The organism is Chromobacterium sp. S0633 (genome assembly GCF_024158805.1).
In the GTDB taxonomy this organism is placed as follows: domain Bacteria; phylum Pseudomonadota; class Gammaproteobacteria; order Burkholderiales; family Chromobacteriaceae; genus Chromobacterium.
Genome location: NZ_JAMZGH010000027.1, coordinates 18,663 through 38,517, shown reverse-complemented (window position 1 = coordinate 38,517; position 19,855 = coordinate 18,663). Strand labels below are relative to the sequence as shown.

General features: G+C 61.2%; 21 protein-coding genes. 8 read left to right on the top strand and 13 right to left on the bottom strand.

Features of this window, described 5'->3' with window-relative positions; translation table 11 throughout:
* Positions 1-79 precede the first annotated feature (79 nt).
* From NK214_RS16420 to NK214_RS16405, 4 genes are all read right to left on the bottom strand, one after another.
* Positions 80-2,008: a PrkA family serine protein kinase gene (locus NK214_RS16420; RefSeq protein ID WP_081545718.1), complete on the bottom strand. Its 1,929-nt coding sequence runs from the start codon at positions 2,006-2,008 to the stop codon at positions 80-82.
* A gap of 398 nt (positions 2,009-2,406) precedes the next feature.
* Positions 2,407-2,724, bottom strand: coding sequence for a PilZ domain-containing protein (locus NK214_RS16415; protein ID WP_081545720.1), 318 nt, complete (start codon positions 2,722-2,724; stop codon positions 2,407-2,409).
* Complete coding sequence (locus NK214_RS16410; protein WP_253315009.1) at positions 2,711-3,268, bottom strand: NUDIX domain-containing protein; 558 nt, start codon at positions 3,266-3,268, stop codon at positions 2,711-2,713. The genes NK214_RS16415 and NK214_RS16410 overlap by 14 nt, the downstream gene beginning before the upstream one ends.
* A gap of 9 nt (positions 3,269-3,277) precedes the next feature.
* Positions 3,278-3,829 carry a DUF2062 domain-containing protein gene (locus tag NK214_RS16405; protein WP_019100393.1) on the bottom strand — a complete coding sequence of 184 codons (552 nt, stop codon included), beginning with the start codon at positions 3,827-3,829 and terminating at the stop codon, positions 3,278-3,280.
* 196 nt (positions 3,830-4,025) lie between these two features.
* Here NK214_RS16405 and NK214_RS16400 point away from each other — a divergent pair, with 196 nt between their 5' ends.
* Positions 4,026-5,810 (top strand): acyl-CoA dehydrogenase C-terminal domain-containing protein, encoded by a 1,785-nt coding sequence (locus NK214_RS16400; RefSeq protein ID WP_253315008.1) that lies wholly within the window; start codon positions 4,026-4,028, stop codon positions 5,808-5,810.
* Positions 5,811-6,194: 384 nt separating this feature from the next.
* Entirely contained in the window at positions 6,195-6,485 is a 291-nt protein-coding gene (locus NK214_RS16395) for a putative quinol monooxygenase (RefSeq protein ID WP_107799859.1), read from the top strand.
* Positions 6,486-6,687: 202 nt separating this feature from the next.
* Here the strand turns inward: NK214_RS16395 and NK214_RS16390 are convergent, their stop codons facing one another.
* The 6 genes from NK214_RS16390 to NK214_RS16365 all read right to left on the bottom strand — a co-directional run bounded on the left by NK214_RS16390 (position 6,688) and on the right by NK214_RS16365 (position 10,685).
* Positions 6,688-7,143 (bottom strand): hypothetical protein, encoded by a 456-nt coding sequence (locus NK214_RS16390; RefSeq protein WP_253315007.1) that lies wholly within the window; start codon positions 7,141-7,143, stop codon positions 6,688-6,690.
* A 293-nt stretch (positions 7,144-7,436) separates the two neighbouring features.
* On the bottom strand, positions 7,437-7,982 hold the full coding sequence (locus NK214_RS16385; protein WP_253315006.1) for a hypothetical protein: 546 nt from the start codon (positions 7,980-7,982) through the stop codon (positions 7,437-7,439).
* A 327-nt stretch (positions 7,983-8,309) separates the two neighbouring features.
* Complete coding sequence (locus NK214_RS16380) at positions 8,310-8,588, bottom strand: hypothetical protein (protein ID WP_253315005.1); 279 nt, start codon at positions 8,586-8,588, stop codon at positions 8,310-8,312.
* Between the two features lie 5 nt (positions 8,589-8,593).
* The gene (locus tag NK214_RS16375) at positions 8,594-8,896 is read right to left on the bottom strand and encodes a DNA-binding transcriptional regulator (RefSeq protein WP_253315004.1); all 303 of its coding nucleotides are present in this window, start codon (positions 8,894-8,896) and stop codon (positions 8,594-8,596) included.
* A complete protein-coding gene (locus NK214_RS16370; RefSeq protein WP_253315003.1) occupies positions 8,886-9,200 on the bottom strand; it encodes a DNA-binding protein in 315 nt (104 codons plus the stop codon). The genes NK214_RS16375 and NK214_RS16370 overlap by 11 nt, the downstream gene beginning before the upstream one ends.
* Positions 9,201-9,311: 111 nt before the next feature.
* Positions 9,312-10,685 carry a PLP-dependent aminotransferase family protein gene (locus NK214_RS16365; RefSeq protein ID WP_253315002.1) on the bottom strand — a complete coding sequence of 458 codons (1,374 nt, stop codon included), beginning with the start codon at positions 10,683-10,685 and terminating at the stop codon, positions 9,312-9,314.
* A gap of 206 nt (positions 10,686-10,891) precedes the next feature.
* Here NK214_RS16365 and NK214_RS16360 point away from each other — a divergent pair, with 206 nt between their 5' ends.
* The 3 genes from NK214_RS16360 to NK214_RS16350 all read left to right on the top strand — a co-directional run bounded on the left by NK214_RS16360 (position 10,892) and on the right by NK214_RS16350 (position 15,087).
* A complete protein-coding gene (locus NK214_RS16360; RefSeq protein WP_253315001.1) occupies positions 10,892-12,073 on the top strand; it encodes an MFS transporter in 1,182 nt (393 codons plus the stop codon).
* Between the two features lie 597 nt (positions 12,074-12,670).
* On the top strand, positions 12,671-13,222 hold the full coding sequence (locus NK214_RS16355; protein ID WP_253315000.1) for a hypothetical protein: 552 nt from the start codon (positions 12,671-12,673) through the stop codon (positions 13,220-13,222).
* 236 nt (positions 13,223-13,458) lie between these two features.
* A complete protein-coding gene (locus tag NK214_RS16350) occupies positions 13,459-15,087 on the top strand; it encodes a methyl-accepting chemotaxis protein (RefSeq protein WP_227104188.1) in 1,629 nt (542 codons plus the stop codon).
* A gap of 55 nt (positions 15,088-15,142) precedes the next feature.
* Here NK214_RS16350 and gloA read toward each other — a convergent pair whose 3' ends face one another.
* Positions 15,143-15,538, bottom strand: coding sequence for a lactoylglutathione lyase (gene gloA / locus NK214_RS16345; protein ID WP_107799868.1), 396 nt, complete (start codon positions 15,536-15,538; stop codon positions 15,143-15,145).
* Positions 15,539-15,786: 248 nt separating this feature from the next.
* On the opposite strand from gloA, the gene NK214_RS16340 reads away from it, so the two are divergent.
* Entirely contained in the window at positions 15,787-16,629 is an 843-nt protein-coding gene (locus NK214_RS16340) for a LysR family transcriptional regulator (RefSeq protein WP_107801846.1), read from the top strand.
* Between the two features lie 24 nt (positions 16,630-16,653).
* Here NK214_RS16340 and NK214_RS16335 read toward each other — a convergent pair whose 3' ends face one another.
* Both NK214_RS16335 and NK214_RS16330 read right to left on the bottom strand, forming a co-directional pair.
* On the bottom strand, positions 16,654-17,052 hold the full coding sequence (locus NK214_RS16335; protein WP_235087558.1) for a hypothetical protein: 399 nt from the start codon (positions 17,050-17,052) through the stop codon (positions 16,654-16,656).
* Between the two features lie 15 nt (positions 17,053-17,067).
* On the bottom strand, positions 17,068-18,447 hold the full coding sequence (locus NK214_RS16330; RefSeq protein ID WP_253314999.1) for an MFS transporter: 1,380 nt from the start codon (positions 18,445-18,447) through the stop codon (positions 17,068-17,070).
* Between the two features lie 109 nt (positions 18,448-18,556).
* Here NK214_RS16330 and NK214_RS16325 point away from each other — a divergent pair, with 109 nt between their 5' ends.
* On the top strand, positions 18,557-19,459 hold the full coding sequence (locus tag NK214_RS16325; protein ID WP_253314998.1) for a LysR substrate-binding domain-containing protein: 903 nt from the start codon (positions 18,557-18,559) through the stop codon (positions 19,457-19,459).
* Positions 19,460-19,590: 131 nt separating this feature from the next.
* Positions 19,591-19,836 (top strand): hypothetical protein, encoded by a 246-nt coding sequence (locus NK214_RS16320; RefSeq protein ID WP_253314997.1) that lies wholly within the window; start codon positions 19,591-19,593, stop codon positions 19,834-19,836.
* Positions 19,837-19,855: the final 19 nt, after the last annotated feature.

The following is a 19,855-nucleotide window of genomic DNA, read 5'->3' as shown; positions in this document are numbered from 1 at the left end:
TTCTTCACCGCCCGGCGGCGACAGCGGCCACGCGGGCGATTTCCGGCGCCGCCCCAGGCGGCGCCGGATCAGCGACGGCTTACGAGGACTTGCGCACTCGCAGATACCATTCGCACAACAGACGCACTTGCTTGGCGGTGTAGCCTTTTTCCACCATGCGGTTGACGAAGTCCTCGTGCTTCTTCGCATCCTCGGCGCTGGCCTTGGCGTTGAAGGAGATCACCGGCAACAGCTCCTCGGTGTTGGAGAACATCTTCTTCTCTATGACCGTGCGCAGCTTCTCGTAGCTGGTCCAGGTGGGATTCTTGCCGCCGTTGTTGGCCCGCGCCCGCAACACGAAGTTGACGATCTCGTTGCGGAAGTCTTTGGGGTTGGAAATCCCGGCCGGCTTCTCTATCTTCTCCAGCTCCGCGTTCAAGGAGGTTCGGTCGAAGATCTCGCCGGTGTCCTGATCGCGGTACTCCTGATCCTGAATCCAGAAGTCCGCGAAGCTGACGTAGCGGTCGAAGATGTTCTGGCCGTATTCGGAGTAGCTTTCCAGATAAGCGGTTTGAATCTCCTTGCCGATGAACTCCACGTACTTGGGCGCCAGATACTCCTTCAGGAAGGTCAGATACTTCTGCTCGATTTCCGCCGGGAACTGCTCGCGCTCAACCTGCTGCTCGATCACGTACAGCAAGTGCACCGGGTTGGCCGCCACTTCACTGTGGTCGAAGTTGAACACCTTGGACAGAATCTTGTAGGCGAAGCGCGTGGATAAGCCGCTCATGCCCTCGTCCACCCCGGCGTAATCGCGGTATTCCTGGATGGATTTGGCCTTGGGATCCGTATCCTTCAGATTGTCCCCGTCGTACACCTGCATCTTGCTGAACAGGCTGGAGTTTTCCGGCTCTTTCAGCCGCGACAGCACCGCGAACTGCGACATCATCTTCAGCGTGCCCGGCGCGCACGGCGCGCGGCCCAGCGAAGAGTTGCGAATCAGCTTGTCGTAGATCTTGATCTCGTCGGACACGCGCAGGCAATACGGCACCTTGACGATGTAGATCCGATCCAGGAAAGCCTCGTTGTTCTTGTTGTTGCGGAACTGCTTCCACTCGGATTCGTTGGAGTGGGCCAGGATCACGCCTTCAAACGGAATCGCGCCAAAGCCCTCGGTGCCCTTGAAGTTGCCTTCCTGGGTGGCCGTCAGCAGCGGGTGCAAGACCTTGATCGGCGCCTTGAACATCTCCACGAATTCCAGCAAGCCCTGGTTGGCCAGGCACAAGCCGCCGGAGTAGCTGTAAGCGTCCGGATCGTCCTGCGCGTATTTCTCCAGCTTGCGGATATCCACCTTGCCCACCAGGGACGAGATGTCCTGATTGTTCTCGTCGCCCGGCTCGGTCTTGGCCACCGCGATCTGCTTGAGCACGGACGGATAGCGTTTGACCACGCGGAACTGGCCGATGTCGCCGTTGAACTCATGCAGCCGCTTCACCGCCCACGGGCTGGGGATGCTCTTCAGATAACGGCGCGGAATGCCGTATTCCTCTTCCAGCAGCGCCCCGTCCTCGTCGTAGTTGAACAGCGCCAGCGGAGACTCGTTGACCGGGCTGCCTTTCAGGCAATAGAACGGCACCAGCTCCATCAGCTCTTTCAGCTTCTCGGCGATAGACGATTTGCCGCCACCCACCGGGCCCAGCAAATAGAGGATCTGCTTCTTCTCTTCCAGGCCTTGCGCGGCGTGGCGGAAGTAGGACACCACCTGTTCGATCACCTCCTCGGTGCCGTAAAAATCACGGAACGCGGGATAGACCTTGATGACTTTGTTGGAAAAGATGCGGGACAGACGCGAATCGTGCCGAGTGTCCACCAGCTCCGGCTCGCCTATGGCGGCCAGCATGCGCTCTGCGGCGGTGGCGTAAGCGCCGGGGTCTTTCTTGCAGAGCTCCAGGTACTCCTGGATGGTGTACTCCTCCTCACGAGTCTTGTCGTAACGAGCAGCGTAGTGACTGAAGATATCCGGGTGCATGGCTCTCTCCTGGCAGGTAGCAGAGGCGCAAACGATATGCACGCGGCATCCGCTGCTCCCCTTGCTGAATTAGAGTATTCACATTGTTTCCGGCTTTCTTTTTCTGGGTATAGCATAACGCACAGCCTGGCAGGGCAAAACCGCGCCTGCACACAAAATATGAGATCGTGAGCCAGATTCAATACAAGTATTTGAAATGGATGGTGAATTCCGCCAGCTTTTTTTTGTAACGGAAGACGAGCGGCGTGTAAGCGGGAGTAAACGGAAATCGGCCCTAAAAAAACGCTTTGAGAATCAAACGTTTCCATCGCGGCGATTGAAACATTCACGCCGCGCAGCGCGGCGGAAAAAGAGAAGGGAATATAAAGAATGCGCCGCGTCCGCGCGGACTGCGGCGCTCAGCCTTTGCGCTGCACAATGCGCACGCCGATTTCATAGATGCGGCCGCGCTGCACCTCATTGCAGCGCTTCACCTCCACCACCGCCTCCAAGGGCTTGCCCGGCATGCCGCCCACGCCCGGGGCCAGCACGATCACGGACAGACGCTCGCCAAACTGCGGCACAAAGGACGAGCGCAAGGCCATGCCGTCCACCGACAGATCCACGCACTCGCCGTAATGGGTTTCGCCGCTGATCAAAGAACGGATGCGGGCCTTGCAGCCCATGCTGATGCGGCGCCCGCGCCGTCGATCCCGGTAAGGATCAAACGGCGACACCCGGCATCCTCCCGGCCTGGTGCGCCGCCAGCCAGTGCAGGCCCACGATGGACTTGCTGTCGCAGATCGCCCCGCTCAGCGTCATCTCCATCGCCTGCGCTACAGGCACCGTCAGCACCTCCAGGAATTCGCCCTCGTCCAGCCGGCTGCCCTGCTGGCTCAGCCCTTCCGCCAGGTAATAACTGATGCGCTCGTTGGAATAGCCAATGCAGGGATAAGCGGTGCCCAGATACGTCCAGCGCTCCGCCGCGTAGCCGGTTTCCTCCAACAGCTCCCGCCTGGCCGTGGCCGCCGGGTCCTCGTCCGGGTCTATCTTGCCGGCGGGAATCTCCACGAACTCGCGGCCGGTCGGATAACGGTACTGGCGCTCCAGCACCAGCTTGCCGTCCGGCGTCAGCGCCAGCACCGCCACCGCGCCGGGGTGCAGAATGTATTCGCGCGTGGACGCCGCGCCGTCCGGCAGCGCCACCTCGTCTTTATGAACCTTGAGAAAACCGCCCTGATACACCACCTCCGACGACAACTGCTTTTCAACCAGATCCACAATCACCCCTTAAAGTGTTCTGCAATGCCTGCTTTTCCAGGCGCTGATCACCGCCCAGCGCCACAGCAGCCGCGTCAACGCGTAGCCGATCACGGCAAAGGTCAGGCCCAGCGCCGGCAATCCCACCAGCAAGGGCCAGCCCAGCTCCGCCAGCCAATTCAGGCAGGCGTGCCACCAATCCGGCAAGCTCATCCGGTCCCAATTGGGCGGCGGCGTCATTGTACCCGCAGCCGGATTGCCCAGTAAAAGCTTGCCATAAGCATAAGCCAGAAAGTACAGCGGCAATACGGTCAAAGGGTTAGTGTACAGCGTGAACAACACCGCCACCGGCAGATTCACCCGCATCAGCAAAGCCAGCGCCACCGCCGTCACCTTTTGCGTGGGGCCGGGCATCAGGCCGGCGAACAAACCCACCCCCACCCCCATCGCCACCTTGCGGCGGTTCAGCGACCAATACGCCGGCCGGTCCAGATAGGGCGCCAGCCGGCGCAGGCCCGGCTTCTGAAACCAATGGTGCCGATAGGCAACCCATTTGCGTACCTTGCGTCTAAACCAAGTCATCTGGAATGTTTTGATCCTTGTGCGCGCGCGTTGCCGTTAAACCACACTCGGCGACGGGTAAAACGCGAAAAGCTTGTCAAAGCCACGTCGATAATTTAAACAAGCGTTTGAATTATTCACCCAAGCGCAGGGCGACCCCAAACACGACAGACCTGGGCCGGATCGTCCAGGCCGCGCAAACCAACAGGAGAGACCCATGCCTGCATACCAAGCCCCGCTGCGGGATTTCGATTTCGTGCTCCACGAGCTGATCAAGGTACAGGACATCATCCCCACCCTGCCCGGCTACGAAGAAGCCACCCAGGACATTTTCCGCTCCTATCTGGAGGCCGCCGCCCAGTTCTGTGAAAGCGAACTGGCGCCGCTGAACCGCCAGGGCGACGAAGAAGGCTGTCACTACGACAGCTCCACCAAATCCGTCACCACCCCACCCGGCTTCAAGGAAGCCTACCAGCAATACTGTGAACTGGGCTTCCCGGCGCTGGACTGCGACCCGGCCTACGGCGGCCAGGGCATGCCCAAGGCGCTGGGCTTCCCCATCATGGAAATGCAGTGCTCCAGCAACGTGGCCTGGTCCATGTACCCCGGCCTGTCCCACGGCGCGTATTCTGCCATTCATGCCCACGGAACCGAAGCGCAAAAAGCGGCCTACCTGCCCAAACTGGTGGACGGCAGCTGGACCGGCACCATGTGCCTGACCGAACCGCACTGCGGCACCGACCTGGGCCTGCTCAAAACCCGCGCCGAACCGAACGGCGACGGCAGCTACAGCATTACCGGCACCAAGATTTTCATCTCCGCCGGTGAACATGATATGTCCGACAACATTATCCACCTGGTGCTGGCCCGCCTGCCGGACTCGCCCAAGGACGTGAAAGGCATCTCCCTGTTCATCGTGCCCAAATTCCATGACGACGGCAGCCGCAACCCCGTGGCCTGCGGCAGCCTGGAACACAAGATGGGCATCAAGGCCAACGCCACCGCGGTGATCAACCTGGACGGCGCCAAAGGCTATTTGATTGGCGAAGTCAACAAGGGCCTGTCCTGCATGTTCACCATGATGAACGCCGCCCGCCTGGGCTGCGGCATGCAAGGCCTGGGCATAGGCGAAGCCTCCTTCCAGGGCGCGCTGGCCTATGCGCGCGAACGCCTGCAAATGCGCTCGCTCTCCGGCGACAAATGCCCGGACAAGCCGGCGGACCCCATCATCGTCCACCCGGACGTGCGCCGCATGCTGCTGACCCAGAAAGCCTACACCGAAGCCGGCCGCGCGCTGACCAGCCTGCTGGCGCTGCAACTGGACATTGAAGACAAACACCCGGACGCCGACGCCCGCCAGGACGCCGCCGACCTCGTGGCCCTGCTCACCCCGGTGGCCAAGGCCTTCATGACCGACAACGGCTACGAAGCCGCCAACCTGGGCATGCAAGTATTCGGCGGCCATGGCTACATCCGCGAATGGGGCATGGAACAACTGGTGCGCGACTGCCGCATCTCCCAGATCTACGAAGGCACCAACGGCATCCAGGCCATCGACCTCTTGGGCCGCAAAGTGCTGATGGACCAGGGCCAGAAGCTGCGCAAGTTCACCAAGCAAATTCACAAGTTCTGCCAGGCCAATGAAGGCAACGACAAGCTGGCCGACTACGTGGCCCCGCTGTCCAAGCTGTTGAAAGACGTGGGCGAAGTGACCATGGGCATCGGCATGGCAGGCATGCAGAACCGCGACGAAGCCGGCGCGGCCGCCACCGACTACCTGCGCCTGATCGGCCACCTCAGCTACGCCTGGCTGTGGGCGCGGATGGCGGAAGTGGCTCATTCCAAGCTGGGCGGCGGCGAAGACGGCTTCTACCAGGCCAAGATCCTGACCGGCCGCTTCTATATGAGCAAGCTGTTCCCGGAAGTGCACAGCCTGCTGGCCAAGCTCAAGGCCGGCGCCAAGCCGTTGATGGAGTTGCAGGACGAGCACTTCGCGTTCTAAGAACCTGTTCAATGTCTGCTGCGCTTCAGCGATACGGCGTTGAAAACCAGCTCAAAATGCTCATGTACCACGTGTACATTCCGCTTTTTCGCTCGTTTTCGCCTTGTCTCGCCCTTGCTCGCGAGACTTTGAACAGGCTCTAAGCCACTTACGATAGTGAAACGGAAACGGCCCCTCGGGGCCGTTTTTCTTTTGCCGCCGCCCGTCCCTCACCCAGCCTGGGCCTGAGCCATCACGATAGTGATTCATAAAAAACGAATACAAAGCTAATTATATTTCACTTTTAACGAACAATTGGGCTTCGTAAAATGGCCGCCATGGATACACCGCGCCAACGGCAGCGGAACATTCGCATTCATTCATCCCAATACCAGAGGCCCTCTCATGATTACCCTGAACGTATTCTTCAACGTCAAAGCCGAAAGCCAACAAGACTTCCTCACCCTGCTCAACACCATGGTGCGGGAATCCAATAAGGAAACCGGCTGCAACTACTACCAGCTTTGGCAGCAAGCCGGTGAGCCACTGCGCTACGCGCTGATCGAACTGTGGGACAGCAAGGAGCGCCTGGCCGAACACCAGAAAACGCCGCACTGGATCGCCTTCAACGACCGCGTCAACGACTATCTGGACGGACAGTACGACGAGCACCACTACTCCGAACTCGCGCGCTAAGGACCTGTTTACGATCTGCTGCGCGTCGTGAAGTCTTGCACGGTGAGTACAAGCTCAAAATGCTCATGTGCCACTTGTACATTCCGCTGTCTCAGCGGTTTCCGCCTTGTCTCGCTCTTGCGCGCGAGATTTTGAACAGGCTCTAATAACACAGCACAAAACCAAACGGCCCCGAAGGGCCGTTTTTTCATGACCAACGCACTCAGCGCTGACGGCCCCGGCCACGCTTCTTGCGCCGCTGTTGCTGCTGCGTCTCCGCCAACTGCTCCAGGCACAGATAAAGCTGCTGTACCGCCTCCACATGCTGCGCCAGATCCACCCGCTCCACCGCCAGATTCAGCAGCATCTCCAGATAATTGAAGAAGCCCTTGCACAGGCCGATGCGGTAACTCTTATCGGCAAAATCCATATCGCTGGCAATGCGGAACAACAGCCCGCGCGCCGCATGCTGACGGTTGGTCTTCAACAACTGCGCCATGTGCGCCGCGTACTGGCGGCCAATGGCGCAGGCTTCGAAATAATCCTGGGGCTCCGCCGGCTGCCAGTAATGCGGATAAGTGCGGCCCGGCACGCGACGGACAAAGGGCAGACGGAGGTCTTTGGCTTCGCTGGAGGGGAAGCGGTAGCGGGAACGGCGGGGGTTTGAGAAATCAGACATGGGCAACCTCTTGCTAGAAGTGCGTGAAAACCAGCGGCTGCCGGTCAGGCAGACACAACACAAGTTTGGAAAACGTGCTGAAAACAGCACCTCGCCTGCAGTCGATGGGTTCTCACGGCCCAGTGCCGGGATGAAACGGCACGGAGGGATTGTTGCTTAGAGGGGGACGGGGGTCAAGACCATACAGCCTGACTACCTTACGCAGACAACACTGACGAGACAGCAAAATGCAAAATAGCAAACAATTATGATGGCAATTAAATCAAAACAACCCAATGAAACCACAAAACAAATCATTCCTTTTCTCGTGACTTCTTTTCCACCAGACGTTCTGCAATTTCGATATCAATACCTAAAGCCTGTCTTGCCTTGACCTTTCTTCCACGAAGATAACTTTTATACTCGCCCACTAGCAAAGTCCACACCATGCCTACTCCAGAGAGAACCAACAAAATGAGCATCATATTTCCATATACAGCACTGGCATGCTCATTCCAAAAATAGCTATAACCTCTCAAACCAGCAAAAAAAGCCCCAAGCTCAACAAATATCAAAAAGCAGTAGAGCACAGAAAAATGCATACCAGACACCCGCCCCATTAACTTAAAAGCCAGCCCTCCCCCTATCAAAGCAAGGAGCCCTATCCACGATCGCATCAGAACGCTTTCAAATTTAGAGCACACCCAACCATTTCGTACGGCTGAGTAACTTTCACAATAAAGCCCGTCAGGCATATTAAGCGCCCAAGCGCGAGGAATCGAAATTAATTGCCCCTGAAAAGCCACAAAAGCCAACAACCACAAAGCACACAACAAAATTATAAAAATATTTCTTTTCATAGATTAGCCAGGCAAACTTATTAACCACATGGACAAAAAAATGATCTTCGCACTCGCTACCAGACCACAAAAGCCCAAGCATTAAGTACTAGCGCACGAATACATCTACGGAGGGCTTTAGTGACAACCAACCAGTTTACATGACACATCAATCATCACATCCAAGCTGATACCGCATTTATAAAAATAGCATTAATCCATAATCAAACACAGCACACATAGCCTTACAACAACCATCAAGCTACTCTACAGCACTCCCTGACCTGCCATCAAAGCTTCGCTCCATTGGCAGATGAACTCGCCACGAGGTATAGGAGTGTAGTTCGACTAGCCGCCAACTAACGTCGAGGGCTTCAAGTTCTCCGCCTCCAACACCCACCCCTTTTTATTTCCGCACACCACCGCCGTGTACGCATCGGCTTTGCCGAATGAGGTCTTGCCCACTCGGCAAGATGTTCCCGCTTGAATCATGAAGGCCGGCTTGTCTCTTGCATCGTTTACAGCCGCGTAAGCGAAGGTGTCACGGCTTGCGATAGCCTCCACCATTGGATCAGAGCAGCCAGCCAGAATGGCGAGGAATGTCATAAAAAGAGGTCGTTTGATCATTAAGCTTATTTCAGCTCCCGCAACACTTCCGGGTGCTGTACAGCCACCCGCAGCAAGGTCTGCGCCGCGCCAGTGGGCATGCGCCGGCCTTGCTCCCATTCCTGCAGCGTGCGCTTGCTGACATCCAACAATGCCGCGAACTCCGTCTGGGACATACCCATCTGCGAACGCGCTTGTGTGGCCAGCGTGGGCATGACCTGGGTGCGCCGGGTGGCCTGGTCCGCCTTCATCTGGCGCACGGACTCCAGCAGTTCCGCCCCCAGATCGCGCTGGGCGTCCCGAGCGGCCAGTTCTTTGTCAGTCGGCATCAATAGTCTCCTTGATCGCTCTGAGAATGTGGGCCGGAATATCCTCCCTCACATTCTTGCCATAGATGGTAAGCAGCCAAATCGTGCCATCATCCAATAAGTTGTAATGAATCACTCGCACCCCGCCACGCTTCCCCTGCCCCTCCGAAGACCAACGTACCTTGCGGCAACCACCGGAGCCGGGAATCACCGCACCAGCGGTGGGATTGTTGACTAACCAGACAAAGAAGACGCTACGCTCTTCTTCGCTCCAGTAATCAGCAACATACCTAGTAAAAATGGAGGTTTCCGCTAGGGTGTACATGGCTCAATAGTACGTCAATGACGTACAATTCACAAGAAAGAACAGACCTAGGTAAACACAAGCCACCACATGAATCCATCGATCAAGCTCCCCACAACCTGATCCGCCCCCTCACCCACTCTTAAACGACTCAAAAAACCCTAGCGCCCGCGCATCGCCGGCATAAGCGACATTGATCCGCAGCCAGTCATTGTCCTCTCCGCCAGGCATGAAGCCGCTGCCCGGCGATAACAGGATTCCTCGCTTGGCGGCTTCCGCCTGCATGTCCTCGAAGCTGTGGCGACCGGTGCGCGCCCAGACGAACATGCCGCCCTGCGGCTCCGCAAACACTTGCCAGCCGTTGGCTTCCAGCGTTTGTAGCGTGGCGGCCATTTGCCGGTTCAGCCGCAGCCGCAGCCTTTGCGTCAGCTTGCGGTAAGCGCCGCTGGACAAGAGCTGGGCCGCCACGCATTCCGCAAAGCGCTGGGTGCCGATGCCGGTGTACATCTTGATATTGGCCAGTTGGCGGATCAGCTCAGGCTGGGCCAGCACATAGCCGACGCGCAGCGAGCAGCTGAGGGTTTTGGAGAAGCTGGATACGTAGATCACCCGCCGCAGCGAATCCAGCGCCGCCAGGCGCACGCCGGGGTGGTTCTGGAAATCCGCGTAGATGTCGTCTTCCACGATCAGAAAGTCATGGGCCTCGGCCAGTTGCAGCAGGCGGTGCGCCACCGCCGGCGTCAAGCAGGTGCCGGTGGGGTTGTGGAACAGGCTGTTGATGAACAGACATTTGGGCCGATGCCGGGCGAGGATGGCTTCCAGCGCCGCCAGGTCCGGCCCGTTGCCGGCGCGCGGCACCGCCAGCATTTCTATGCCGTGGAATTTCAGCAGGTTGAACAGATTGTAGTAGCCGGGGCTTTCCACCAGCACGGTGTCGCCGGGCTTGAGCAGTGCGCGCGCCAGCAGGTCCAGCGCGTGGCTGCCGCCGTTGGTGGTGAGGATTTGCTCCTGCTCCACATGGATGTCGATCTGGCGCAGCCGCTGTTGCAGTTGCCGGCGCAAGGCCGGCAGGCCCAGCGGGGTGCTGTAGTCGAACAGGTCCGCCGGCTGGCAGCGGGTGATGTGGCGGATGGCGTAGCCCAGTTCTTCCTGGTCGCGCCAGCTGTCCGGCACCCAGCCGCAGCCCAGCTTCAACTGCTCGCCGCTGTCGCTGAACTGGCCCCAGGCCGGTTCCATGGTTTCCCGCCATTCGCTTTCTTCGCGGCCCGGCGGCGCGGCCACGAAGAAGCCGGCGCCGTGGCGCGATTCCAGCAGGCCCAGCGCCACCAGCCGGTCGTAGGCGTCGATCACGCAGGACTGGCTGAGCTGCTGCTCCTTGGCCAGTTGGCGGATGGAGGGCAGCCGGGTGCCGGGGCGGACGCGGCTGCGCCGTATCCAGGCGCGCAGTTGATCGGCGATTTGCTGCGCCAGCGGCTGCCGGCTGGCGCGGTCGAGTTCTAGCCGCATGGCGGGCTCACTGTTTGCTGATAATGAGCAAACAGTTAAGCGCAAATGGCCGCCGCTGTCACTTGTTGCCGTCATGGAGCGGCCGGATAGTGGCGTGTCGCGCGGCCCGCCGCACCCTTTATCCTAGCCAGGCCTCACCTTATGACCGTCCCACTGTCCGTCCACACTGTTTGTCCCACCGTGTCTCTTTTATTCCCGGAGGCGGCATGAACACGCGCCACCCTGCCCGGCTGGCCTTCGGCCTGTGCCTGATCACTTGCGCGGTGAATCTGCAAGCGCCGCTGTACACCGCTTACGCGCAGTTGGCCGGCCAGGGCGCGGCGGCCACCGCCACCGCGTTTTCCGCCTATGTGCTGGGAGTGTTGCCGGTACTGCTGGCGCTGGGCGGCCTGCCGGACCGGCTGGGACGCAAGCCCTTGATCCTGGCGGCGCTGGCGCTGGCGATGCTGGCCACCGCCGTCATGGCCTTGTGGCCGCGGCTGGAGGCCTTGGCCGTGGCGCGCTTTCTGCTGGGCTGCGGCACCGCGCTGGCTTCCGCCGCCGGCGTCGCTTATATGGGGGAATTGATGGCGGAGCCGGACGGCCGCCTCGCCACTTTGTGGGTGACGGCCAGCACCTCGCTGGGCTTTGGCCTGGGCGCGGCGCTGACCAGCGTGTGCCTGCTGTGGCAGAGCACGCTGACGCCGGCCAGCTTTTGGCTGCATCTGGCGCTGGCCGGCGCGGCGCTGCTGGCGGTGGCGGGCTTGCCGGACCCGGCCCCGCGCGGCCGCCATACGGCGATGCTGCGCCCGCCCTATTTCCCCGCCGGCAGCTTGCCCTTCGGCTTGGCCATTCTGCTGGCCTGGGCGGCGGTGGGGCTGGTGATCGCGCTGCTGCCCTCGGTGCTGGCCGCGCATGGGCTGGCGCGCTGGTCCGGGTTTTCCACCTTCACCGTGATCAGCTGCGGCCTGCTGTTCCAGCCGCTGGCCCGCGCGATGCCGCCCAGCCGCGCCGCCCGTCTGGGCATGCTGGTGCTGCCGCCCAGCTACGCGCTGCTGGCCTGGGGCGCGACCCAGGGTTCGCTGGCGGCGGTGTTGCTCGGCGCGCTGGGCGCGAGCAGCTCCTGCTACGGCTTCACTTATCTGGGCGGTTTGTCCGCGGTGAACGCGCTGGCCGGTGCGGAGAAGCCGCGCGCCAGCGCCGGTTTCTTTCTGTTGGCCTATATCGGCTTCAGCTTGCCGGTGATCTTCACCGGCCTGCTGGTGGACCGCCTGGGCGCGCCCGCCGCCCTGCTGCTGTTCGGCCTGGCGCTGGCCGCCGGCGCGGCCCTGGTTGCCCGGGCGATTGGGCGGAGCGCGGCGGCAAACGTCATGCTTCCCGCCATGGCGACGGCCGGCCGGCGCGATTAGCCGCGGGTGGCAAGGCCTAAGAACGGGTTCAACGTCCCGCGCTTCCAGCATGCTATTGACCATAAAGGCATTGGCGATAGCATGCGAAGAATATCCAAAGGGTTTGGCTTTGCAGGCAAGGCATTGCAAATAGCGTCAGCCCACGAATAACGGCTGAAATAAACACTCCCCTGCCACAGGCATTTGCATACCTTTGCGTATCAGTTGGCATTAGGCGCTTTTGCTTTATCAATAACTGGCACTGATGCTCTTATTGCTGCGGATCTTGTAGCCACCGCCTTCTTCACCCCTGAAAGAATGGGCAAAATCAACAATATAACCTTCAGACAACAACTCTTTTGAAAGCCCCCTCATTTACCCACTTGTAAGATGGTGCTAGCATGCGTTGTGGCATAGGGGACACCAATGACTTTAATTCCCTCAAGAAGAGCCGGCCTTCCTTCTGACGAAACCTGGCCCTCCGCCCAAAAGCAGCCCAATCATCAAAACTTAATAAACAATCAGGAATTGAACAATGAAATCCACTCAAACAAATCAAACATCCTGTAGCCCCCTCTTTCAGGAGGACTTCTTTTAAACCACACAATAAAAACCATCATGCCAACCATAGAAAACACATTAAAAAAATCTCCTTTGCTTTATTTTTTCATATTTGTCAGTATAACGCCCATTCTGCTTATCGGAATCGCATCTCAGCTAATGGGGGATTCATCCCTAGCGCCAATCTTCAATTTCTTGCCTCTCAAGCATTTAACGGATTCTGGCGGCATGCAATCTGAGACGCTGAAAAACACGGCTGCCGTGACTTTCTCGTACATTCGTTTCAGCATTCCAATTTACTTTATCGCAATTATTTTTCTATTTCGTCGGGCTTTTGCTTCCAGCAACTTAGATTTAAGCCATTTCAGCTGGAAACGAGTGACTCTTTCGCTATTCGCCATCGGCGGAATGCTTGCCTTCATGGTGTACATTACTTATTTTGACGGTTCCAACCTTGAGTCTGGCAGGTATATCATTAGAATAGCCGCCACCAATCCGATACTTTATTCAATCTTGGCGTCATGTCATGTAATGATGTTCTATTTCATTGCGCATTTGACTTTTATCAGCCTCGTTTTTCAGCCTATTTACTTGATAAAAAACCGCTAATTTCTCAACGGCGGGGGTAGTCCAAAAACCTCCGCCAACACCATTCATATGACATACCGTCGCCGCCCACTCGCCCACTGCAGCCTCCCCCATTCTTCCCCAGCAAAAAATTGATAAGCGCGATAAGCATGATTTGATCTAGCCCAATCCGGCAACTATGTTTCATCAAGAGGCCGCGGCTCTGGCAGGGCGCGTCGCGGCACTATAGGCACAATATCTGTCCGGGGGAGCGCTCCATGCTGCACCAGTTGACCGTCAAGCAAAAACTGTTGGCCGGCTTTGGCCTGCTGATCATTCTGATCGCCATCATCGTGGCGGTGGCGATGATGAAGTTGAACACCATTGGGGACAAGATCCGCGATGTGACCGAGGACCGTTATCCCAAGATCGTGTTGGCCAACAAGATCAGCGTCACCACGCTGGACGTGGGCCGCTCCATCCGCAACGCCATCATCGTGCAGACGCCGGAGGAGACCGAGACCCATATCAAGAAGGTGGAGGAGTTCCGCGCCGCCAACGCCGTCAATATGGATCAGATGGAAAAGCTGTTGTCCACGCCCAAAGGGAAGGAGCTGTTCGACAAGCTCAAGACGGCCAGCGCCAATCTGGGCGGTCAGTTCGAGCCCTTGTACGCCTTGGCGCGCGCCAACAAGAACGAGGAAGCCAAAACCTTTCTGATGAAGACTTTTGCGCCGGCCAACAATGCGTTTTTAAAGGCGCTGAAAGAGATGTCTGACTTTCAGGAAGACTTGATGCAAAAGTCTATCGAGGGCAGCAAGGCCGCGCAGAGCGAGGCGGTGACGGTGTTGATCACCGTGGCGGTGATCGCCCTGATCGCCGCGGTGGCGATTGCGATGTTCATCGCCAATCTGGTGACGGTGCCGCTGAAGAAATCCGCGCAGCTGGTGCGCAATATCAAGCAGGGCGATTTGTCCGGCCACGATGAGCCGATTCCGGAGGCGCGCGACGAGGCCATCGCCATGGCCAAGGATATTCAGGAGATGCGCCAGGGCCTGCGCGAGGTGGTGGCCAGCATCCAGAAAAACGCCAACGAGGTGTCGGACTCCGCCCATGAGTTGGCCAGCATGTCCGAACAGGTGGCCCACGGCGCTCAGCGCCAGTCCGAGGCCACCTCGGAGGCCGCCGCCACCATTGAGGAGCTGACGGTCAGCATCAACCACGTGGCGGACAACTCCAACGAGGCTTCCCGCCAAGCGGCGATGGCCGGCGATCTGGCCAGCCGCGGCGGCCATGCGGTGAAGGCGTCGGTGGGCAATATCGAATCGGTGTCGTCTTCGGTGGCGGCCACTTCGGACCAGATGAAGGGCCTGACTCAGGAAGTGCAGAAGATAGGCAATATCGTCACGGTGATCCGCGACGTGGCGGACCAGACCAACCTGCTGGCCTTGAACGCGGCGATTGAGGCGGCGCGCGCCGGCGAGATGGGCCGCGGCTTCGCCGTGGTGGCGGACGAGGTGCGCAAGCTGGCGGAACGCACCGCCAGTTCCGCTCAGGAAATCACTCAGATGATCGGTTCCATCCAGGGCAGCGCCAACCGGGTGGTGGGCAGCATGGAGCAGAGCCTGACCAGCGTGGGCACGGTGTCCGACGGCGCCGGCCAGGCCACCGACTCCATGCAGGAGATCGAGGGCAGCACCCACTCCATCGTGCAATCCATCGGCAACATCACCAGCGCGCTGAGCGAGCAGCGCACCGCCAGCCTGAACCTGGCGCAGAGCATGGAACGGGTGTCGCAGATGGCGGAGGAAAACAGCGCCACGGTGGAAGAACTGGCCACCACCTCCAGCCAGCTCAATGCGCTGGCGCAGAACCTGCAGGGCGTGACCGCGCGCTTCCGTCTCTAAAAACGGGTTTCAAACGAGGCGGGTCCGGCAAGCGCGGGCCCGCCCTTCCCCGCGCTCAGTCGTACTGGGTGCCCTTCTGGATCAATTCCACCTTGTAGCCGTCCGGGTCCTGCAAAAAGGCGATCACGGTGCGGCCGTGCTTCATCGGCCCCGCTTCGCGCGCCACGGTGTAGCCCAGCGCGCGCGCCTGCTCGCAGACGGCGGCGGCGTCGTCCACTTCTATCGCCACATGGCCATAGCCGTTGCCCAGCTGGTAATCGCCCTGATCCCAGTTATGGGTGAGCTCGATGGCGGCGGCCTCGGTTTCGTCTCGATAGCCGACAAAGGCCAGGGTGAAGCGGCCGTCCGGGAAGTCGTTGCGGCGCAGCAGGCGCATGCCCAGCGCCCGGGTGTAGAAGGCCAGCGCGGCGTCCAGATCGGCCACGCGCAACATGGTGTGCAGAATTCTCATGCGCTTTTTCCTGATGGTTGAGATGAAGAGCCTGTTCAATGTCTCGCGAGCCTGAACGAGACAAGGCGAAAGCGAGCGAAAAAGCGGAATGTGCCGGTGGTAGATGAGCATTCCAAAACGGGTTTCAACGCCGTATCGCTGAAGCGCAGCAGACTTTGAACAGCTTCTTAGATCGCGGTCATCTTAGCCGCGCTCATTACCCATAAAAAGCGACTTATAATGTACGGATCAATCACAAAAAGCGAAACATGAAACTCTCGCAACTGAATTTCTTCTGCGCGGTGGTGGAGCAAGGCAGCATCGCCGCCGCCGCCGAGCAATTGCACCGGGTGCCGTCCAATCTCACCGCCCGCTTGCAGGAATTGGAGGCAGAACTGGGCGTCAAGCTGTTCAGCCGCGAAAACCGTCGCCTGCTGACCACGCCGGAAGGCCATCTGCTCTACCGCCACGCCCGCGGCCTGCTGCAACAGGCCGAGGAGGTGCGCGGCCTGTTCGACGGCGCGCCCGCGCGCGGCTTGCTGAGAGTGGGCGCGCTGGACGGCGCTCTGGCCACCCATCTGCCCGCCCGCATCGCCCGCTACCGCCGCCAGCACGCCGAGGTGGAGCTGCATCTGCGCGCCGGCCATTCGCTGGAACTGGAGCGCCAGCTGCAGGATGGTGAGCTGGATCTGATTCTCAGCGACGGACCGGTGGAGCATCCGCTGCTGACCAGCCGGCTGGCTTTCCGGGAGAAGCTGACGCTGATCGCGCCGCCGGACACCGCCGCGGCGACGGCGGAGGCCTTGGCCGGGCTGGAGCTGTACACCTTCGGCGCGGCCTGCCATTACCGCCGGCTGGTGGATCAATGGTTGCAAGCCTCCGGCGTGCGGCCGCGCGCGGTGCTGGAGATCGAATCCTATCCGGCCATCTTCGCCTGCGTCGCCGCCGGCGCGGGCTTTTCCTGCGTGCCGGAGAGCCTGTGCCGGCCGCAAGACGGCTACCGCGGCTTCGCGCTGCCGGATTTGGCGATCAGCGACATCCACTTCATCTGGCGCAAGCAGCAGGACTCCGCATTGGTTGACGGTTTCGTTCAGTCTGTCGCCGCGGACTGAAGGCCGGCGCCGCGCAGCGCGAGCTCACTCAAGGCAGAAGGTTTCCTGCAAATGCCGCCAGCGCGGCGCGCCGGCCGCGTCGCGCTCAAACACCACGGTGGCCAGCCGCAGGCTGCTCGGCCGGCCGCCCAGGTATTGCGCTTCGCGATAAGCCACCGTCGCGCCGCCGGCGTGTTCATCCAGCAAGGCCAGTTGATCCACGGCGATCTCCAAACCCGGCTTGCCGCCGCCGGTCCGAGCGAACAGCTGCCGCAGTCCGTCCAGATCCAGCTGCGCGCCGCTGGGCGCCACCATGGTGAAGCGCGGCGAGAAGCGCGCCATCAGGGCCTCCAGCGCGGCGGCGTCCGCCGGGCCGGCGAACCATTGCCGGATGGCGATATGCGCGGAGATCACTTCGTCGAAATAGGGATTGGGCTTGGTCATCGGACTTTCTCTCTGTTAGTGGCTGGGCCGCAGCAGGGCCAGCACCGTCGGGGTGTGGATGCGCAGCACGAAAACCGCCGGCGCCAGGGTCAGGCCGGCGGCGATGAAGAAACAGGCTTGGTAGACCTGGGCGGTGGCCGCCGGCGCGCCGCTGTAATGAGTCAGCGCGTTCAGCAGCAGGCTGATCGCAGCCACGCCCAGGCCGAAACTGAACTGGCGGTTGATGTTCCACAGCGCGCTGGCCTGCCGCAGTTCGGCCTCGGCGATATCCAGGAAGGCCGCGCTCTGCGCCGCGCTGCTGCACAGGCTGCCGCCGAAGCCCATCAGGGCGTAAGCGGCGATCAGCGGCCCCGGCGCGCTGGCCCCGAGGGCCAGCGCAACGATGCCGGCGCTCTGGAACAGCATGCCCAGCAGCAGCAGGGGCTTGGGGCCGCCATGGTTGAAGCGGCCGCGGGTCAGGCTGATCGCCAGCGCGGAGGCCAGCGCCCAGGGCAGCATCAGGCCGCCGGCGGCGGCGGCGCTCAGCTTGAGCACCTCTTGCAGATAGAGCATGGCCGCCAGGCTGACGCCCATGAACACGCCGGGGACGAACAGATACACCAGCATGGCGGTGCGCAGCAGGCGCCCGCGCAACAGCGTCAGCTTCAGCGCCGGCTCGGCCTTGCCGGCGGCCGCCCGCGCGTAGCCGGCCAGCGCGGCGGCGGCCAATAACAGCGCGGCGAGCCCCCACGCCAGATGGCCGCTTTCGCCCAGCCAGGTCAAGCCCAGCAGCAACGAGGCCATGCCGACGGCCAGCAAAGCCAGGCCGGACAGGTCCAGCGCGCCGCGCCGCGCCGGGGTCCGGTCTTCCGGCAGCCAGCGCGCCGCCAGCCACAACGTCAGCAGGGCCAGCGGCACGCTGGCCAGCAAGACCCAACGCCAGGACAAGGCGTCCACGATCAGCCCGCCCAGCGCCGGCGACAGCGCCGGCACGATCAGCGCCACGCCCATGATCAGGGCGGTGAGCCGGGCGCGGAGCGCCGGCGGATAATGCCGGTAAACCATGGCCTGGCCCACCGGGATCAGCAGGCCGCCGCCCAGGCCCTGCAGCGCGCGCCAGCCTATCAGGGCTTCGATGGACGGGGCCGCACCCGCCAGCGCGGCCCCGGCGAGAAACAGCGCCAGCGATCCCAGCAGCACCCGCCGCTCGCCGTAAGCGCCGGCCAGCCACGCGCTGAACGGGATCACCAAGGTCAGGCCCAGCATATAGGCGTTGCCCACCCAGGCCAGCTGCGCCAGCGACGCGCCCAGGCCGTGGCCGATGTCCGGATAGGCGACGCTGGCGATGAACATATTGATCAGGTCCAGCGCAAAGCCGAGCAGGTACACCAGGGTCAGTTTCGAACGAAGCGACATCGGCGCTCTCCACGGTAAAGCGGCCGAGTATAGACAGGGGGAGGCGCTGGAAATAGCGGCCGCCGCCGGCTAAACTGTCAAAATATTTTTGACAATAACAGGCGGTGCCGTGGTCAGTCTGGATCGTTTTGAAACCTTCAAGGCCGTGGCGGACGCCGGCTCCTTCACCGCCGCCGCCGCCGCGCTGGGGCAGACCCGCGCGGTGGTCAGCTTCAACATCAAGCGCCTGGAGCAGGAAATCGGCGTCGCGCTCTTGATCCGCAATACCCGCAGTCTGGCGCTGACGGACGCCGGCGCGCGTTTTTACCAGCGCTGCGCCGACATGCTGGAGCAGGCGCGGCTGGCGATAGACGACGCCCGCGCCGAACACGGCGAGCTCAGCGGCGCGCTGCGCGTCACCGCCACGCTGGAATACGGCCTGGCCAGGATAGCGCCGGCGATCGAGCGCTTCGCCCTGCGCCACCCGGCGCTGCAACTGCAGTTGTCCACCTCCTCGCTGCACGCCGATCTGATCGCCGAACGCTTCGACGTCGCCATCCGCCTGGGCCGCCTGCCGGAAACCGATCTGCACGCGGTGCCGCTGGCCCAGTTCGATATTTTCCCGGTGGCGGCGCCGGCCCTGCTGGCGCAGCGGCCGGACGGAGACGTCCGCGACCTGGCCGCGCTGAGCCGGCTGCCCTGGCTGGGACACAGCCGGCTCAAGCACGCCCAGCCCTGGTTGGTGGACACGCCGGACGGCGGCCAAGAAGCCTGGCGCCAGCATGGCCAGCCGCGGCTGAGTTCGGACAGCGCGTCCATTCTGCGCGCCTACGCGCTGGCCGGCCTAGGCGTGGCCCTGCTGCCGGACTGGCTGGTCAAGGCCGATCTGCAAGCCGGCCGGCTTTGCCGGCTGCTGCCCGATCACGGCTTCCCGCAGCAAGGCATCCACGCGCTCTACCCGCGCACCCGCCATGTGCCGGCCAAGGTGCGGGCCTTCATCGATTTTTTGCGCGAGCGCGAGACGGCGGGCTAGCGGGCCGCCCGCGATTGTCCCGGTCATTGCCAGCGGCGCGGACGCCGCGTCCACGCAGGCCTGCGCTGAACGGTGGGCAAAGCCGCGGCCTTGATGCAAAATGTGAGCTTCACTCCCAATAAGCCACTCAAATGTCCTATCTCCGCGCCGCCTCGCTCCTGCCCGCCCTCTTGCTCTTGTCCGAATGCTGTCTAGCCGATATGGGCAGCATGGGCGCCTTCATGGTCAATCTGGCGCTGTTTGGCATCGTAGGCTGGCTGGCGCTGACTTGCTTGGTGTTCTGGAAGCTGCGCCGGCACACGGCCGGAGCCCAGTTCGGCTTCACCCTATTGTTTCTGCTGCTGCCCCTTTTGTGGGTGGTGAGCATGGGGCGCTGATCCGCCTGCTACGGGCAAA

What these genes read in the sequence shown, in the direction of transcription:
- NK214_RS16365 (WP_253315002.1), bottom strand. Translation starts at nt 10,685, where the DNA reads ATGCGGCTAGAACTCGACCGCGCCAGCCGGCAGCCGCTGGCGCAGCAA.
- gloA (WP_107799868.1), bottom strand. Translation starts at nt 15,538, where the DNA reads ATGAGAATTCTGCACACCATGTTGCGCGTGGCCGATCTGGACGCCGCG.
- NK214_RS16390 (WP_253315007.1), bottom strand. Translation starts at nt 7,143, where the DNA reads ATGTCTGATTTCTCAAACCCCCGCCGTTCCCGCTACCGCTTCCCCTCC.
- NK214_RS16350 (WP_227104188.1), top strand. Translation starts at nt 13,459, where the DNA reads ATGCTGCACCAGTTGACCGTCAAGCAAAAACTGTTGGCCGGCTTTGGC.
- NK214_RS16380 (WP_253315005.1), bottom strand. Translation starts at nt 8,588, where the DNA reads ATGATCAAACGACCTCTTTTTATGACATTCCTCGCCATTCTGGCTGGC.
- NK214_RS16405 (WP_019100393.1), bottom strand. Translation starts at nt 3,829, where the DNA reads ATGACTTGGTTTAGACGCAAGGTACGCAAATGGGTTGCCTATCGGCAC.
- NK214_RS16420 (WP_081545718.1), bottom strand. Translation starts at nt 2,008, where the DNA reads ATGCACCCGGATATCTTCAGTCACTACGCTGCTCGTTACGACAAGACT.
- NK214_RS16370 (WP_253315003.1), bottom strand. Translation starts at nt 9,200, where the DNA reads ATGTACACCCTAGCGGAAACCTCCATTTTTACTAGGTATGTTGCTGAT.
- NK214_RS16400 (WP_253315008.1), top strand. Translation starts at nt 4,026, where the DNA reads ATGCCTGCATACCAAGCCCCGCTGCGGGATTTCGATTTCGTGCTCCAC.
- NK214_RS16340 (WP_107801846.1), top strand. Translation starts at nt 15,787, where the DNA reads ATGAAACTCTCGCAACTGAATTTCTTCTGCGCGGTGGTGGAGCAAGGC.
- NK214_RS16385 (WP_253315006.1), bottom strand. Translation starts at nt 7,982, where the DNA reads ATGAAAAGAAATATTTTTATAATTTTGTTGTGTGCTTTGTGGTTGTTG.
- NK214_RS16395 (WP_107799859.1), top strand. Translation starts at nt 6,195, where the DNA reads ATGATTACCCTGAACGTATTCTTCAACGTCAAAGCCGAAAGCCAACAA.
- NK214_RS16355 (WP_253315000.1), top strand. Translation starts at nt 12,671, where the DNA reads ATGCCAACCATAGAAAACACATTAAAAAAATCTCCTTTGCTTTATTTT.
- NK214_RS16375 (WP_253315004.1), bottom strand. Translation starts at nt 8,896, where the DNA reads ATGCCGACTGACAAAGAACTGGCCGCTCGGGACGCCCAGCGCGATCTG.
- NK214_RS16320 (WP_253314997.1), top strand. Translation starts at nt 19,591, where the DNA reads ATGTCCTATCTCCGCGCCGCCTCGCTCCTGCCCGCCCTCTTGCTCTTG.
- NK214_RS16335 (WP_235087558.1), bottom strand. Translation starts at nt 17,052, where the DNA reads ATGACCAAGCCCAATCCCTATTTCGACGAAGTGATCTCCGCGCATATC.
- NK214_RS16330 (WP_253314999.1), bottom strand. Translation starts at nt 18,447, where the DNA reads ATGTCGCTTCGTTCGAAACTGACCCTGGTGTACCTGCTCGGCTTTGCG.
- NK214_RS16360 (WP_253315001.1), top strand. Translation starts at nt 10,892, where the DNA reads ATGAACACGCGCCACCCTGCCCGGCTGGCCTTCGGCCTGTGCCTGATC.